General features: G+C 45.9%; 15 protein-coding genes and 1 tRNA gene. 10 read left to right on the top strand and 6 right to left on the bottom strand.

Features of this window, described 5'->3' with window-relative positions; all coding sequences use genetic code 11:
* Nucleotides 1-58: 58 nt before the first annotated feature.
* Together ABUL11_RS00295 and ABUL11_RS00290 are read right to left on the bottom strand one after the other, a co-directional pair.
* Nucleotides 59-2,206 (bottom strand): PQQ-dependent sugar dehydrogenase, encoded by a 2,148-nt coding sequence (locus tag ABUL11_RS00295; protein WP_350281866.1) that lies wholly within the window; start codon nt 2,204-2,206, stop codon nt 59-61.
* Nucleotides 2,207-2,338: 132 nt separating this feature from the next.
* Nucleotides 2,339-2,839 carry a low molecular weight protein-tyrosine-phosphatase gene (locus ABUL11_RS00290; protein WP_350281865.1) on the bottom strand — a complete coding sequence of 167 codons (501 nt, stop codon included), beginning with the start codon at nt 2,837-2,839 and terminating at the stop codon, nt 2,339-2,341.
* 122 nt (nt 2,840-2,961) lie between these two features.
* Here ABUL11_RS00290 and ABUL11_RS00285 point away from each other — a divergent pair, with 122 nt between their 5' ends.
* Nucleotides 2,962-4,710, top strand: a complete 1,749-nt coding sequence (locus ABUL11_RS00285) for an ABC transporter transmembrane domain-containing protein (RefSeq protein WP_350281864.1) — start codon at nt 2,962-2,964, stop codon at nt 4,708-4,710.
* Between the two features lie 6 nt (nt 4,711-4,716).
* Here the strand turns inward: ABUL11_RS00285 and ABUL11_RS00280 are convergent, their stop codons facing one another.
* From ABUL11_RS00280 to gpmA, 4 genes are all read right to left on the bottom strand, one after another.
* The gene (locus ABUL11_RS00280; protein WP_350281863.1) at nt 4,717-5,493 is read right to left on the bottom strand and encodes a HesA/MoeB/ThiF family protein; all 777 of its coding nucleotides are present in this window, start codon (nt 5,491-5,493) and stop codon (nt 4,717-4,719) included.
* Between the two features lie 28 nt (nt 5,494-5,521).
* Nucleotides 5,522-6,952: a S41 family peptidase gene (locus tag ABUL11_RS00275; protein ID WP_350281862.1), complete on the bottom strand. Its 1,431-nt coding sequence runs from the start codon at nt 6,950-6,952 to the stop codon at nt 5,522-5,524.
* 91 nt (nt 6,953-7,043) lie between these two features.
* Nucleotides 7,044-8,315 carry a murein hydrolase activator EnvC family protein gene (locus tag ABUL11_RS00270; RefSeq protein WP_350281861.1) on the bottom strand — a complete coding sequence of 424 codons (1,272 nt, stop codon included), beginning with the start codon at nt 8,313-8,315 and terminating at the stop codon, nt 7,044-7,046.
* Entirely contained in the window at nt 8,315-9,064 is a 750-nt protein-coding gene (gpmA, locus tag ABUL11_RS00265) for a 2,3-diphosphoglycerate-dependent phosphoglycerate mutase (protein ID WP_350281860.1), read from the bottom strand. The genes ABUL11_RS00270 and gpmA overlap by 1 nt, the downstream gene beginning before the upstream one ends.
* A gap of 208 nt (nt 9,065-9,272) precedes the next feature.
* On the opposite strand from gpmA, the gene tpiA reads away from it, so the two are divergent.
* From tpiA to nuoF, 9 genes are all read left to right on the top strand, one after another.
* Nucleotides 9,273-10,031, top strand: a complete 759-nt coding sequence (gene tpiA, locus ABUL11_RS00260; RefSeq protein WP_350281859.1) for a triose-phosphate isomerase — start codon at nt 9,273-9,275, stop codon at nt 10,029-10,031.
* A 16-nt stretch (nt 10,032-10,047) separates the two neighbouring features.
* Nucleotides 10,048-10,422 carry a preprotein translocase subunit SecG gene (secG, locus tag ABUL11_RS00255; protein WP_350281858.1) on the top strand — a complete coding sequence of 125 codons (375 nt, stop codon included), beginning with the start codon at nt 10,048-10,050 and terminating at the stop codon, nt 10,420-10,422.
* A gap of 37 nt (nt 10,423-10,459) precedes the next feature.
* Nucleotides 10,460-10,544: transfer RNA gene (locus tag ABUL11_RS00250), tRNA-Leu, on the top strand.
* An 80-nt stretch (nt 10,545-10,624) separates the two neighbouring features.
* Nucleotides 10,625-10,981, top strand: coding sequence for an NADH-quinone oxidoreductase subunit A (locus tag ABUL11_RS00245; RefSeq protein ID WP_350281903.1), 357 nt, complete (start codon nt 10,625-10,627; stop codon nt 10,979-10,981).
* 3 nt (nt 10,982-10,984) lie between these two features.
* Nucleotides 10,985-11,461, top strand: a complete 477-nt coding sequence (locus ABUL11_RS00240) for a NuoB/complex I 20 kDa subunit family protein (RefSeq protein WP_350281857.1) — start codon at nt 10,985-10,987, stop codon at nt 11,459-11,461.
* 16 nt (nt 11,462-11,477) lie between these two features.
* A complete protein-coding gene (locus ABUL11_RS00235; protein ID WP_350281856.1) occupies nt 11,478-12,098 on the top strand; it encodes an NADH-quinone oxidoreductase subunit C in 621 nt (206 codons plus the stop codon).
* Between the two features lie 60 nt (nt 12,099-12,158).
* A complete protein-coding gene (locus ABUL11_RS00230; protein ID WP_350281855.1) occupies nt 12,159-13,412 on the top strand; it encodes an NADH-quinone oxidoreductase subunit D in 1,254 nt (417 codons plus the stop codon).
* 8 nt (nt 13,413-13,420) lie between these two features.
* Nucleotides 13,421-13,897: an NADH-quinone oxidoreductase subunit NuoE gene (gene nuoE / locus ABUL11_RS00225; protein ID WP_350281854.1), complete on the top strand. Its 477-nt coding sequence runs from the start codon at nt 13,421-13,423 to the stop codon at nt 13,895-13,897.
* Nucleotides 13,894-15,171: an NADH-quinone oxidoreductase subunit NuoF gene (gene nuoF, locus ABUL11_RS00220; RefSeq protein WP_350281853.1), complete on the top strand. Its 1,278-nt coding sequence runs from the start codon at nt 13,894-13,896 to the stop codon at nt 15,169-15,171. Before nuoE ends, nuoF begins: the two co-directional genes overlap by 4 nt.
* Nucleotides 15,172-15,219 lie beyond the last annotated feature (48 nt).

Here is a 15,219-nt window from a genome sequence, read left to right as displayed (position 1 = left end):
GTATTTTTAGGTAAATGAGGAGAAGGGTGGCTCAAAGACTGCAAGCCACCCGAATACTTCAGTGGGTATGATGTTTGTTGGTTTTCCCTAGGTTACGGGTGTAGATCGTTAAATGATCAATCTCATTTTCTTTCAGAAAGCTTCCCCAGGGGGGCATCATCGGGCTTTTTTGTAACGGAGCTCCGCCTTTTTCGATAATGTCCCGAATTTCATGATCAGTTCTGGTTGACTGAAATTCTTCAGAGGTGAAATCTGGTAACTTGACGTCAAGTGATTCTGCATCAGGGCCATCACCACGGCCTTCTCTGCCGTGACATCTGGAACAGTTTATTGAGAAAAGCTGACGTGTAAGATTTTCATCATATTCGCTGCTAGTTTCAGATTCAGCTGCTTGATCATCAGTGGTATGGTTTGCTTGTTGTATCGTTTTCTGATCCGATTTAATCAGAGATAAAATTTCACCTGTTGGATGTGAGGCGGCACCAAGCAGCGTAACTAGGATATCTCCATTTTTTAACTGTACTACTGAGCTGATACCACGTTGCGCAAACTGTGACCCTTGTGCAATCAGTTTGACTTCAGTAACTTCTTCTTTGTCTGTGTCTGATAGGAATATTTTTGCTGAATAATTATCTGCAAAGATATATTTTCCAAATAACTCCGGGAATTTATTGCCGCGATAAACAGTACCTCCTATAACAGCTCGATCATAGGCCGTATGCTCATAGGTATAAAAAGGTGCCTGTTCGGGGGCAGGTAGTTTTTCGGGTTTTTCTTTACCTGTTGGATGTCTTCCCTCAATAAAAGGAAATTGATAATGTTTTCCCTTTTCGATGATATTGACTTCTTCCCATACAGTTGATCCTACATCTCCCACCCAGAGTTTTCTGGTTTCAGGGTCAAAAGTGAAGCGAAATGGATTTCTGAGGCCAATTGCCCAATATTCGTCCATTACTTCAGGGTTTCCTACGAATGGGTTATCTTTGGGAATAAGATAATTTTGTCGTATCCCATGTGCAAATGGTTCATGAGGAGAATAGCTTGAATGAGTATTATTGGTATCGAGGTCGATTCTTAATATCCCTGATCTCAGTGTTTCCGAGTAGCTGGAAGCTCCTTTCGGATGTACGCCTTCGCCCAATCCGATGTAGAGCAATCCATCCGGACCGAATTCTATGGAGCCGCCATTATGAAATCCATCAGGATTTCTGGGTAAGGAAAGAATAGTCGTCTCAGAATGCAATCTGGCATCAATGTCTGGTAAAGAGATATCAAATCTTGAAAGTTTATTTACCTGTGTATCTCCACGGTATTCTGTGTAGTAAAGGTAAATAAAGCCAGTGTTTTGACTGTCTGGTTGGTTAAATTCAGGATGAAAATCGAATCCGAGTGCCCCATTCTCAATTTCAACTTCACCGAGTAAGGTTGTAGCATCAAGAACCAAGTCAACTTGACCTGATTCTGGATAGTTCAGCTTGATGATCCGGCCATTTCTTTCCAGAACATATAAATTTTCGGAATCGCCTGGTGCTTGCCTGACAAGCATGGGCTGGGAGAGATCGATGTTGGTGTAAATTTGTTTTAATCCCCAGCCGGAGTCTTCAGCCGGGTTAAACCAAATTCTGATCTGAGTGATCAGATTTGCGGTATCTCTATCCGAAACAAAAGCTTTTCCTAATAATAATGGAGATAGAAAATAGATTAGTACCAGAATGCCTTTGATCGAAAAAAGTTTGCGCAGGACACTGTAAGGAAGGAGATACAAACTGCTAAGCTTGCTTTTTTTTGTTTCTTTGACTGCGTACCAGCCTATAAAAACCAAAATGTAGGCAACTGTCGAGAACAGGCCGATGGCGGCGATCAGCTGAGGATGATAGTTGATGGTGGTGACAAAGAAAACATATAGCGAGGCAGTTGTATAAGCACAAAGATAAACCAAATATTCACTGGCAAACCTTTGGGGTTTATAAAATACTCCATGGCCAAGGATAAGTTGTGACGGAATTAATATTATGGCGAAGATGGTTGTAAATATTATTGATAAGTGCCATACATCATTTTCGCTCACATAAACATCAGGGAGCCGAATAACTGATTTAGGAATAATGTCGTGAGTTTGAGTAAATTTGTATGCAATGTATGTACATAAAAATATAACAAATAACTGAATCAGTACTTCTATTGGTGAATTTCTTTTTTTGTCCATTTTCATTGGCAGAATATAGATGTACTCTTGTTTTCCGGTTAAGTTTTATCAAGTAATAAAATCTATGAAGTTTGATTTAGGCTCTATCTGTATTAAACATTGGACATCTAATCTGATAGGCAGATTACCCATCTAGTATATATTTTTTCCAAGAATATGCCTTAGTAGTCCCTGGCTCGCATTTTCTACTAGATCCAGCACTCTTTCAAATCCGTGGTTGCCGCCGTAGTATGGATCAGGTATTTCCTGGTGGGTATCCCATTGTTTGCTGTATTGTAGGAACATTGCCAGGCGGTTGGTATATTGTGACGGGCAGCTCTGCTGTAATTCTTCCAGGTTACGACGGTCCATTGCCAGGATGTATTGGAAACGTGAAAAATCTGCCGGTACAACTCTTCTGGCACGTAAACCCTGCATGTTGTAGCCCCGTTTGAGTGCGGCCTGTTGTGAGCGTCGATCCGGAGGTTCGTTGATGTGATAGGCGTGTGTTCCAGCGGAATCTATATGAAAGAGGTGTTCCAGTCCGGCGGATTTGACGTGATGGTTGAAAACCGCATTTGCGGTGGGTGATCGGCAGATGTTTCCCATGCAAACGAATAGCACGCCGATTTTTTCTACTTCTGAATGTTTCATTTATCCTGCTGTTATAATTAAACCGAAAACTCTGTAATTATACTGTCGATCATCAAAATTCAGAATTTTCGTCTCTGTTTCCTTTTTCTGCCCGATCTGAGATTCAGCTCCGGGATTTATTCATGACGAGCAATCGCTGGCAAGCTGTTTTGAAAACGGCTGCTTTCCTCAAGCCTTATAAGTTATCGTTAAGTTTCAGTCTGGCAGCGTTATTCTTGACTGCCGGGATTACCTTATCGCTAGGGCAAGGGATACGATTAATGGTAGATCGTGGATTCTCTACACAGTCCCCCGATCTGCTGGCCCGGTATGTGTTGATTTTTCTGTTGCTGGTGGTATTGCTTGCGATAGGTACATTTACGCGATACTACTGGGTAACCTGGCTGGGCGAGCGAGTGATTGCAGATATACGGCGTAAAGTTTTCGCACATTTGATCGAGTTACATCCGGGATTTTTCGAAGCCAACCGCAGCCTTGAAATCCAGTCTCGTCTGACAGCAGATATGACCTTGTTGCAATCCGTAGTGGGTTCTTCCGTTTCGGTAGCGTTACGTAACCTGATTATGCTAGTGGGTGGCGTCATCTGGTTATTTATTACCAATGTCAAGCTGACAGTGATCGTTATGCTCAGCACTCCATTGATTGTAGTCCCTATTCTGCTGTTTGGCCGGCGTGTGCGTGTATTGTCGCGACAAAGCCAGGATCGGGTGGCGGCTGTCGGTGCTTATGTTGGAGAAATACTCGGGCAAATCAAGATGGTACAGGCATATAACCATCAGGCTGTGGATAAAGTACATTTCGATCAATATGTGGAAGATGCGTTTCATATAGCCCGCCAGCGGACGGTGCAACGCGCCTGGTTGACTGCGGTGGTGATTGTTCTGGTATTCGGTGCGATCGGCATGATGCTCTGGGTTGGTGGTATGGATGTGATTGAAGGTAAAATCAGCGGGGGAGAGCTGGCGGCATTCGTTTTTTACAGCATCATCATTGGCTCGGCGGTGGGGTCTATATCGGAGGTGTTGGGGGAATTGCAGCGTGCTGCGGGCGCTGCAGAGCGTACCATGGAGCTGCTGGAGGAGCCCAGTCAGATTAGTTCACCTGCCGATCCTCGTCAGTTACCGGCAGTGACAGGTAATATCGTATTCCATCGAGTATGTTTTGCTTATCCATCACGGCCTGAAATACAAGTGATCGATGATTTTTCGTTGACGGTACATCCGGGTGAAACGTTGGCGCTGGTCGGTCTCTCGGGCGCGGGTAAATCCACTTTATTCGATTTGTTGCTTCGTTTTTACGATGTGCAGTCTGGTTGTATCAGGTTGGAAGATGTGGATCTCCGCGATTTGAATTTATCTGATCTCAGGGGTAGTTTTGCCTTGGTATCTCAGAACCCTGTACTGTTTCACGGCAGTATCGAGCAGAATCTGCGTTATGCATGCCCGGGCGCTTCGGATGTGGAAGTCGAAATGGCAGCCAAGGCTGCTTTTATCCATGATTTCATTATTTCGCTGCCACAGGGTTACCAGACCAACCTGGGTGATACTGGATTAGGGTTGTCGGGTGGTCAGAAACAACGATTGGCAATTGCCCGGGCCATTCTGGCAGATGCTCCGGTTTTACTATTGGATGAGGCTACCAGTGCACTGGATAGTCAGAGTGAGCATTGGGTGCAGCAGGCAATTGCCAGATTGAGTACCGGTCGGACAACTATCATCATTGCACATCGCCTGAGTACTGTTGTTACTTCTGATCGTATTGCTCTTATCCATCGTGGCTGCCTGGAAGCATTGGGTACACACGCAGAATTGATGGAATCTAGTGAACTGTATGCACGTCTGGCGATGGCGCAGTTTCACGTCTCTGGCTGATTTGTTTTACTGAAAATCGGATATGCTTTGTACTGAGGCAGGGTGACACATCGTGCACTGCGGATCTTTATCCAGCCTGAGTGAGCGCCAGCGCATGGTCAGTCCGTCCAGGAGAAGGAGCCGGCCATGGAGTGTTTCACCAATTCCCAGCAATACTTTGAGGGTTTCGGCTGCCTGGATACAACCGATAATGCCTGTTAGTGGAGAAAATACACCCATAATTGCGCACGTGGGGTCATCACTGTCACCTGAATCAGGAAACAGACAGTGGTAACAGGGACTGTCAGGATGGCGCAGATCAAATACGGTTATCTGCCCGGTAAACCTGACAGCTGCTGCTGATATCAAAGGTTTGCAATGGACGATGCAAGCGTGGTTGATGAGATGGCGCGTTGAAAAATTGTCACTGGCATCAATGACGGCGTCAACATTTCCGATCTCTCGGTTCAGCAGGGAGGCAGTAGCATGTTCTGGCAAAGAGATAATTTCTATTTCCGGATTGATACGTTGGAGCGTGTTTCTGGCGGAGTCAGCCTTAAATTTACCAATTGAAGCGGTTTCGTGCAGAATTTGACGTTGCAGGTTTGTCAGATCGACCTGATCGTGGTCGCAAACAATCAGTTTTCCAACTCCACTAGCAGCGAGGTAAAGTGCGGCAGGAGAACCTAAACCGCCTGCTCCCAAAATGAAAACACTGGATTGTGTTAACTTTTCCTGACCGGAAATATCGATTTCCGGTAATAAAAGATGGCGGCTGTAACGCAAAAGCTGTTGATCATCCACGTTGCTTCCGCCATCTATTCAGAAAAAATCAGCTTTGAGTTGATTTGGCTGTTTTATGCTTGGATTTCTGAGCCATGGATTTCAGATGGTTAACTGCTTTGGCTAGCAGTAGATCGTCACTAGACCCAAATTCCATAGGTTCATGCTTTTTCTGTTTCTTATCTGCCTTGTTTTTTGACTTTTTGGAAGATTGTGCGTCTTTCTTGCCAGATACTGACGCTTTATCGGTTTTTTCTTCTCGGCCATTGCTCAGATGACGGTTGAGATCGGCTTCTCTTAACAGGCGCGAGTCATTGTCAGTTTCTTCATCCAGTATATCCGGCGTGATACCTTTTGCTTGTATCGATTGGCCATTGGGCGTGAAGTAACGTGCTGTCGTTAGTTTGATAGCGGTGTTATTGCTGAGCGGCAGGATAGTTTGTACCGATCCTTTACCAAAGGTTTGTGAACCCATGACGATGGATCGTTTATGGTCCTGCAGAGCACCCGCCACAATTTCTGAAGCAGAAGCTGAACCGCCATTGACCAATGTTACCATCGGTATGGTTTTGATGCTTTGAGGGAGATTCGCCAGGAAATCACGCCCTGATCCGCGAAGATAATACTCGGGATTGGCACGAAGTTGCATCTTGGCATCGTTTGTACGTCCTTCAGTGTATACAACCAATGCGTTGCTCGGCAGGAAGGCAGCTGAGACTGCGACAGCACTGTTCAGCAATCCGCCCGGGTCGTTTCGTAGATCCAGTACCAGACCTTTCATAGGAACTTTGCTTCCGCTGTAAAGCTTAGTAATAGCTTCCGCCAGATTTTCGCCAGTACGTTCCTGGAACTGGGTAATGCGGACATAAGCATAACCGGGCTCAATAAGCTTGGACTTGACACTGTCAATCTTGATAATGGCACGAACGAGTGTGAAAGTAAGGGGTTCTGCCTCACCTTCACGGATGACAGTCAGTGCAATCGAGGTATCCGGTTTTCCGCGCATCCGTTTGATAGCATCGTTGAGAGTCATACCTTTTACGGCTGTGTCATCAATTTTTATGATCAGGTCACCGGTTTTGACGCCTGCACGGAAAGCGGGTGTGTCTTCGATCGGAGAGATAACTTTGACCAGGCCATCTTCCATTGTTACCTGTATGCCCAGTCCGCCAAATTCTCCCTGTGTACCGATTTGCAGTTCTTTGTATTCTTCACTGTCCAGAAAAGCCGAATGTGGATCCAGCCCGACCAGCATCCCGTTGATTGCTTCAGTAATCAGTTTTTTATCTTCTACAGGTTCGACATAGTCGCTTTTGATGCGACCGAAAACCTGGGAAAATGTACGCAGCTCCTCAATCGGGAGCGTTTGCAATTCCTCTTTGATTTCTTTGTCGGCGATGGCGGAGAAGTTCAGGCTGACCATGATTCCAGCAATGAGGCCAGCAAAAACTAAACTGATTTTCTTCATAAAATTATGCATAGTGTATGTTTGCTCTGCGCTTTGTGTTTTCGGAAGATTCTGTATATGCCAATTAAAATTTAAGTTGTTAGAGGGATCGGTTTAATCCAGATTACTCCAGTTTTACCCAGCTCAACGGGTCAAACGGCTTCCCCTGATATCTGAGTTCAAAATATAAACCTGTTTCAGCATTGCCACCGCTGTTACCAACGGTTGCTATCGTATCACCACTTTTAACCTTGCTGCCTACCCGTTTGTGGATTGCTGCATTATTACCATACAGGCTCATGTAGTGGTTGCCATGATCCAGAATCATTAAATTTCCAAATCCTCTCAACCGGTCAGCAAATATTACTTCTCCACCCGCAATCGCTTTGACCTCGTTACCTCCGGCAGAGCGAATGAACAGTCCTTGCCATTTGATACTTCCGCTTTCGCGCGGACTTCCAAAGCGATTGACTAGTTCCCCTTTGACAGGCAGTCTCAACTTCCCTTTCAGCGCTGCAAAAGAACCCCTATATCCAGTGATATCAGGTAATTTATCGTTGCGTAGTACCGGTTTTCCGTCTGCTTTGGCCGGAGTACTTTTTTTTCGGGCAAGTTGTCTGTTAAGTTTCTCAATGAGATTGGAAAGACGTTGCTCATCTTGTTTTAGTTCATCAATTTTTTTCTGCTGGCGGGTAACCTCTTCAGAGAGTGTTGCCAGAATTTCTGATTTCCGGTTTTTTTCCAGTTCAAGCTGTCGTTTATGATGGATTTGCTCGTTATGTATCCGTTTAAGCGATTCATTCTGAATATGGCTTTTGTGAGCCAGTGCATCTAAAGCGGTCAGTTGGTTGCGTAAGTTATCGATATTTTTTGAGCGTGCCTGTGCAATATAACTGTAATAATAAAAATTACGTGTAGCTTGAGCCGGGTTTTGTTGCTTGAGTAACAATGGCAAGTAATTTCCATATTTTGCCAGATGCTGATGATAGATCAGCTTTCCAAGCTGTTTCTGCCTGTTGCTGATATTGTCTTGAAGCAGTGCTGATTCGTTTTGCAGTTGATCCAGCTTTTCTTGTGCCTCTTTCTGCTGTTGTGCGAGCCGGGAAAGTTTAGCGTACAGATCGCTTATGGATTGTTCAGATTCACGCAATGCATCAGCAGCTTTGGTTCTGGAAGATTTTTTATCGACCAGATCCTTCTGCAGAGTATCAATGCGGGTACGTAGTTCCTGTAACTGTTTTTGATTATCCCGGTTGGCTTGGGGGAGTGCATACAGCAAGGAAGGTGAAAATACATTGACTGAAAGCAGCAGAAAGGTAGCTTTAAGCAATCCATTTGCTTTCCGGGAAAGGCAAGGTTGCGGTGATTTTGAGCTCGTAATTAAATCAGCAGACATCAGGCTCCGGCTTTACCCTGATTGGCGACTGTCGAAATGGCTTCTCCGATCCGGCCGGCATCTCCCAGATAGTAACTGTTGAGCGGTTTCAAGTCATCATCCAGCTCATAGACCAGGGGAATCCCTGTAGGTATGTTGCAATTCAGGATATCCTGATCCGAGATATTATCGAGATGTTTGATCAAGGCGCGCAGCGAATTTCCGTGTGCAGCAATGATTACCTTTTTTTCTGCCTTGATTTGCGGAGCGATTGACTGATTCCAGTAGGGCAGAAATCTTGCGACCGTATCCTTGAGACTTTCCGCAATTGGAATATCGTTGGATGATAGGTTTCTGTAGCGAAGATCAAGTCCAGGATAGCGTTCATCGTCGGTTGTGATGGAAGGCGGGCGGATATCGTAACTACGCCTCCAGACGAGCACCTGCTCATCACCATATTGTCTAGCAGTTTCTGCTTTATTCAGACCTTGGAGCGCTCCGTAATGCCGTTCGTTGAGTCGCCAGCTGAGCTCGATCGGGGTCCACATCTGATCCATTTCGTCCAGTGCGATCCAGAGTGTGCGAATTGCCCGCTTGAGTAAGGATGTATAAGCAATGTCAAAGGAAAAGCCGTTTTCGCGAAGCAGTCTGCCGGCATCTTTGGCTTCTTTTAACCCTGTCTGCGTTAAATCGACATCAGTCCAGCCGGTAAAGCGATTTTCCTGATTCCAGATACTTTCTCCGTGTCGCAGGAGAACGAGTTTTTTCATGTCAACCTTGGTTAAACGGGGGGGGGGGCAAATTTATGCAAAATACTATGTACAGTATTTTATTATATTTTGCTTAAGGACGCAGTAAATCAGAGTAATTCCAGTCGTGGATACATCAGATCAGGTGATACGGGCATTGACGCAACCCGGTTTCGCGGGTAGCATCCCCCGGTTTTACGAGTCTGAAGCTGGATAAACAGGAGGGGTGATGGGGCGTGCAGGATTTGTAGCCGGGAACTGGAAAATGCATGGCAGCCTGGCTCGGAATCAGGAGTTACTTGAAGCGGTTGTTTCAGGAACCCGTTCGTTGCAGAATGTATCCTGTGCAGTGTGCGTACCTTACCCTTACATAGTACAGGCACAGTCGGTACTTGAAGGTTCTCATGTGGCATGGGGAGGGCAGAATGTCAGTCAATATCACCACGGAGCTTATACCGGCGAAGTATCGGCAGATATGCTGACCGACTTAGGATGTCGGTATGTGATTGTGGGCCATTCGGAGAGACGAATACTGTTCGGTGAAGAGAATCGGGTCGTGGCTGAAAAATTCCGTGCTGCGCAAGAGTGTTCGATAACACCAATACTCTGCGTGGGTGAGACTCTGGCTCAGCGTGAATCAGGTGAGGCCGAACAGGTGATCGCCACGCAACTCGATGCCGTGATCGATCTGGCGGGTATCGAAACACTCCGGCACTCAGTCATAGCCTATGAGCCGGTATGGGCAATCGGCACGGGCAAAACTGCTACTCCTCAACAGGCACAGGATGTCCATGAATTTATAAGAAGTCGGATAGCTGTTCATAACAGCAGAATTGCCGGGGATATTCAGATACTTTATGGTGGAAGTGTAAAAGCGGATAATGCACGTGAACTGTTCGCAATGCCTGATATAGATGGCGGACTGATCGGAGGAGCTTCGCTGGTTGCCGAAGAATTTATTTCGATTTGCCTGGCAGCACAGAATTAATTAGGGATAATGTATTGTGGAAACACTTATTTGGTCAGTGCATATCGTCGCTGCAGTCATAATTATCATTCTGATCCTGTTACAGCAAGGAAAAGGTGCTGATATGGGGGCAGCCTTCGGTAGTGGTGCATCCGGAAGTTTATTCGGTGCCAGTGGGTCGGCTAATTTCCTGAGCAGAATGACTGCATTAGCCACTACGGTTTTTTTTATCACTAGTTTAACGTTGACATATTTTTCCAGTGGCAGTCATTCTGGTGAAGAGAGTGTCATGCAAAAATTGGATATGAAATCGGGTGAAGCAGCTGCTCCTGCAGGAGGAGATAAACTTGGAACCCCAGATAAGGAAGGAGAGGGGGATGCTGCTTCCAGAGTTGGAGAGATTCCCGAATAACTTTTGCTCACTGGAAAGCGGGCGGTTGAGATTTCTGGCCGACGTGGTGGAATTGGTAGACACGCCGTCTTGAGGGGGCGGTGGCGAAAGCTGTGCGAGTTCGATTCTCGCCGTCGGCACCAAGCAAACATATTTAAATGTCAGGTCATTATGTGACCTGAGTCTGGTGATTTTAGTAAGGATATTGAAGATGCTGAACACCATGCTCGGGAATTATTTCCCGATTTTGTTATTTATTTTGGTCGGGCTGGCGATTGGCGTGTTGGCAATGCTGGCGGGATGGTTGCTTGCGCCAAACAAACCGGATACCGAAAAATTGTCACCCTATGAATGCGGTTTTGGTGCATTTGAAGATGCGCGTATGAAGTTCGATGTGCGCTATTATCTGATCGCAATTTTATTCATATTATTCGATTTGGAAATTGCGTTCTTATTTCCTTGGGCGGTTGTTTTGAAAGAAATCGGGTGGTTTGGTTTTGTTGCGATGCTGGTATTTCTTGGATTACTCATAGTAGGTTTTATTTACGAATGGGTCAAAGGTGCTTTGGAGTGGGATTAAATAATGGGTATTGAGGGTGCATTAGAAAAAGGATTTGTTACGACCAGCCTTGATTCCTTGATCAATTGGGGGCGTACTGGCTCGATGTGGCCTATGACCTTTGGATTGGCATGTTGCGCGGTCGAGATGATGCAAACAGGTGCATCACGTTATGATCTGGATCGGTTCGGTATTGTTTTTCGCCCCAGTCCCCGTCAGTCGGATGTCATGATTGTTGCCGGGACGCTGTGTAATAAGATGGCACCTGCATTACGTAAAGTTTATGACCAGATGGCTGAACCTCGCTGGGTAATCTCCATGGGATCCTGTGCAAATGGTGGCGGATATTATCATTATTCTTATTCAGTCGTGCGTGGATGTGACCGGATAGTACCTGTCGATATTTATGTGCCGGGCTGTCCGCCTACTGCAGAGGCACTGCTTTACGGAATCATCCAGTTACAGAATAAAATCAGGCGTACCAATACAATCGCGCGCTAGTTTAAGGGGAGGTGAAATGACAGAAAGTCGCCTTGAAAAACTTGCGGCGAATTTACAGAGGGTATTGAGTGATTGGCAGCTTGATATCAGCCGTGCACTTGGGGAACTGACGCTTCTGGTACATTCCCGAGATCTGCCAGATATTGCCGAAGTACTGAGAAATCATCAGGATCTGGGGTTTGATACGCTAGTTGATCTGTGTGGCGTGGATTACAGTGAATATTCGACGGATACACATGCTGGATATAAACGAGAGGATAGGCGGTTCGCTGTCGTGTACCACCTGCTTTCAGTCAAACATAATCACCGGCTGCGTGTGCGTGTTTTCGCGGAAGACAATGAATTTCCCATGGTCGATTCGGTGATGCCTGTATGGCCTTCAGCTAATTGGTTTGAGCGCGAGGCGTTTGATCTGTTTGGAATTGTTTTCAATAATCACCCTGATCTCAGAAGAATTCTTACGGATTATGGATTTATTGGAAATCCCTTTCGTAAGGATTTTCCTTTGTCGGGACATGTGGAAATGCGTTATGACCCTGATCAGAAACGGGTTATTTACCAGCCTGTTACAATTGAGCCTCGTGAAATTACACCGTATGTCATCCGTGAAGAACAATATGGCAGAGATGAAATATGAAGCACTCTATGACTGATTGCCGAGGCGTATGGGATTTAAAAATGAGAGGATGTTTGGGAAATGGCTGAAATTCGTAATTACACTATGAATTTTGGGCCGCAGCATCCTGCAGCTCATGGTGTTTTGCGCTTGGTGATGGAACTGGACGGCGAAGTGATCCGGCGTGCTGATCCTCATATCGGATTACTGCACCGGGCTACGGAGAAACTGGCAGAAAACAAGACTTACGTACAGTCAGTACCTTACATGGATCGTCTGGATTATGTCTCCATGATGGTCAACGAACATGCGTATGTGATGGCGATCGAGAAGCTGTTACAGATTGAGGTGCCTATCAGGGCACAATATATTCGTGTAATGTTTGATGAAATAACACGTATCCTCAATCATTTGTTGTGGCTGGGTGCTCATGCACTGGATGTCGGGGCAATGACGGTTTTTCTATATGCTTTCCGTGAGCGGGAAGATCTGATGGATTGTTATGAGGCAGTGTCAGGGGCCCGGTTGCATGCCGCCTATTACCGGCCGGGCGGAGTTTATCGTGACCTGCCTGACAGTATGCCACAGTACCAGTCATCTGCAATACACAATGAGAAGGCAACACGCGCACGTAATGAAAATCGGCAAGGTTCTCTGCTTGATTTCATTGAGGATTTTACTCGCAGATTTCCAGGCTACATTGATGATTATGAAGCATTACTGACAGATAATCGGATCTGGAAGCAGCGTTTGGTCGATATTGGGGTGGTTTCACCTGATCGTGCCAAAGCACTGGGCTTTACCGGTCCAATGTTGCGTGGATCCGGAGTGGAATGGGATTTGCGCAAGAAGCAGCCATATGAAGTTTATGATCAGGTAGATTTTGATATTCCCGTTGGCGTTAATGGTGATTGTTATGATCGCTACCTGGTGCGTATTGAGGAAATGCGCCAATCAAATCGTATAATAGAGCAGTGTATCGAATGGTTGAGAAAGAATCCTGGTCCTGTGATTACTGACAATCATAAGGTTGCCCCACCATCCAGGCTGGCCATGAAGCAGAACATGGAAGAAATGATCCACCACTTCAAATTGTTCACGGAAGGTATGCACGTTCCGCGGGGTGAAGCTTATGCCGCTGTGGAGCATCCTAAGGGTGAATTTGGTATTTATATTATTTCAGATGGTGCTAATAAGCCTTATCGCCTGAAAATTCGTGCTCCTGGATTTGCACATTTAGCAGCACTGGATGAAATGACCCGGGGACATATGATTGCCGATCTTGTAGCAATCATTGGTACTCAGGATATTGTATTCGGTGAGATAGACAGATGAGTTCGTCGATGTTAAGCACTGAAGCTCTGAGAAAAATTGATCGGGAAATCGCTAAATATCCTGCCGACCGGAAACAATCGGCTGTGATGTCTGCACTGGCGATTGCACAGGATGAAAAAGGTTGGCTGGCAACTGAAACGATGGATTTTATTGCGGATTATCTCGAGATGCCTGCAATTGCTGTCTATGAGGTTGCGACTTTCTACAACATGTATAACCTGAAGCCAACTGGGAAGTACAAGCTTACGGTCTGTACCAATCTGCCCTGTGCATTGTCAGGTGGAAACCAGGCAGCAGATTATCTTAAACAGAAACTGGGTATTGGTTTCAATGAAACTACGGCAGACGGGTTATTCGTTCTCAAAGAAGGTGAATGTATGGGTTCCTGCGGGGATGCACCGGTACTTCTGGTCAATAACAAGCGTATGTGCAGTTTTATGACTGACGACCAGATAGATAAACTGCTTGAGGAATTAAAGGGATGACTCAACCTACTCAAGTCATCATGGCAGGCGTGGATATTGCAGATCGGGATAATTGGCGATTAAAGAGTTATCTGAAGCGTGATGGATACGCTGCGTTAAAAAAAATTCTTTTACAGAAAATTTCTCCAGAAGCAGTAATTGATGAAGTCAAGAAGTCTGCATTGCGCGGCCGCGGCGGAGCGGGTTTTCCGACGGGGCTGAAGTGGAGTTTCATGCCCAAACAGTATACAGGTGAGAAATATCTCGTCTGTAATTCTGATGAGGGCGAACCGGGTACATTCAAGGACCGTGATATCATGCGTTACAATCCTCATATCTTAATTGAGGGTATGTTGATTGCAGCCTATGCGATGGGTATCCGCACTGGTTATAACTATGTACACGGGGAAATATGGGATGTTTACGAGCGCATGGAGGAAGCCGTCGAAGAGGCCAATGTCGCAGGTTTCCTGGGGGATAATATCCTGGGCTCCGGTTTTAGTTTCCGACTTTATAACCATCATGGATACGGTGCCTATATTTGTGGGGAAGAGACCGCCCTCCTGGAATCCATAGAAGGTAAGAAAGGTCAGCCGCGCTTTAAGCCGCCATTTCCTGCTAATTTTGGTCTGTACGGTAAACCTACGACGATCAACAATACAGAAACATTTGCTTCTGTCCCTTGGATCATACGTAACGGAGGAGAACGTTACCTGCAGCTCGGTAAACCAAATAATGGCGGTACCAAAATATTTTCGGTTTCCGGGCATGTCAATAAGCCGGGTAACTATGAAGTACCCATGGGGACACCTTTTGTAAAACTGCTGGAACTTGCTGGCGGGATGCGTGATGGCAGAAAATTAAAAGGATGTATTCCAGGTGGCTCATCAATGCCGGTTCTGCCTGGTGACATCATGATGGAAACGGATATGGACTACGACTCGATAGCAAAAGCGGGTTCCATGCTGGGCTCGGGTGCAGTGATCATCATGGATGACACGACCTGTATGGTGCGCGCACTGGAGCGACTTTCTTATTTTTACTATGAGGAATCCTGTGGCCAGTGTACCCCGTGCCGGGAAGGAACTGGCTGGCTTTACCGGATCATCAACCGGATCGAGCATGGAAAGGGGCGAGTTGAAGATCTGGATTTGCTTGATAATCTTGCAGATAACATTCAGGGTAGGACTATCTGTGCATTGGGTGATGCTGCCGCAATGCCGGTGAGAGCGATGCTGCAGCATTTCCGGGATGAATTTGTTTTCCATATCGAACATAAAAAGTGCATGGTCTAGGTGGGCTGTGGTTTTTTATGTCATGTTTATCTGATTCCCACTGATTCT

It is taken from the genome of Nitrosomonas sp. (genome assembly GCF_040256045.1).
In the GTDB taxonomy this organism is placed as follows: Bacteria; Pseudomonadota; Gammaproteobacteria; order Burkholderiales; family Nitrosomonadaceae; genus Nitrosomonas.
This window is presented reverse-complemented; position numbering and strand designations above follow the sequence as displayed.

Excerpts from the sequence above, each read along its gene's own strand:
- ABUL11_RS00295 (WP_350281866.1), bottom strand. The coding sequence starts at position 2,206 with ATGGACAAAAAAAGAAATTCACCAATAGAAGTACTGATTCAGTTATTT.
- ABUL11_RS00290 (WP_350281865.1), bottom strand. The coding sequence starts at position 2,839 with ATGAAACATTCAGAAGTAGAAAAAATCGGCGTGCTATTCGTTTGCATG.
- ABUL11_RS00285 (WP_350281864.1), top strand. The coding sequence starts at position 2,962 with ATGACGAGCAATCGCTGGCAAGCTGTTTTGAAAACGGCTGCTTTCCTC.
- ABUL11_RS00275 (WP_350281862.1), bottom strand. The coding sequence starts at position 6,952 with ATGCATAATTTTATGAAGAAAATCAGTTTAGTTTTTGCTGGCCTCATT.
- ABUL11_RS00270 (WP_350281861.1), bottom strand. The coding sequence starts at position 8,315 with ATGTCTGCTGATTTAATTACGAGCTCAAAATCACCGCAACCTTGCCTT.
- gpmA (WP_350281860.1), bottom strand. The coding sequence starts at position 9,064 with ATGAAAAAACTCGTTCTCCTGCGACACGGAGAAAGTATCTGGAATCAG.
- tpiA (WP_350281859.1), top strand. The coding sequence starts at position 9,273 with ATGGGGCGTGCAGGATTTGTAGCCGGGAACTGGAAAATGCATGGCAGC.
- ABUL11_RS00245 (WP_350281903.1), top strand. The coding sequence starts at position 10,625 with ATGCTCGGGAATTATTTCCCGATTTTGTTATTTATTTTGGTCGGGCTG.
- ABUL11_RS00240 (WP_350281857.1), top strand. The coding sequence starts at position 10,985 with ATGGGTATTGAGGGTGCATTAGAAAAAGGATTTGTTACGACCAGCCTT.
- ABUL11_RS00235 (WP_350281856.1), top strand. The coding sequence starts at position 11,478 with ATGACAGAAAGTCGCCTTGAAAAACTTGCGGCGAATTTACAGAGGGTA.
- ABUL11_RS00230 (WP_350281855.1), top strand. The coding sequence starts at position 12,159 with ATGGCTGAAATTCGTAATTACACTATGAATTTTGGGCCGCAGCATCCT.
- nuoE (WP_350281854.1), top strand. The coding sequence starts at position 13,421 with ATGTTAAGCACTGAAGCTCTGAGAAAAATTGATCGGGAAATCGCTAAA.
- nuoF (WP_350281853.1), top strand. The coding sequence starts at position 13,894 with ATGACTCAACCTACTCAAGTCATCATGGCAGGCGTGGATATTGCAGAT.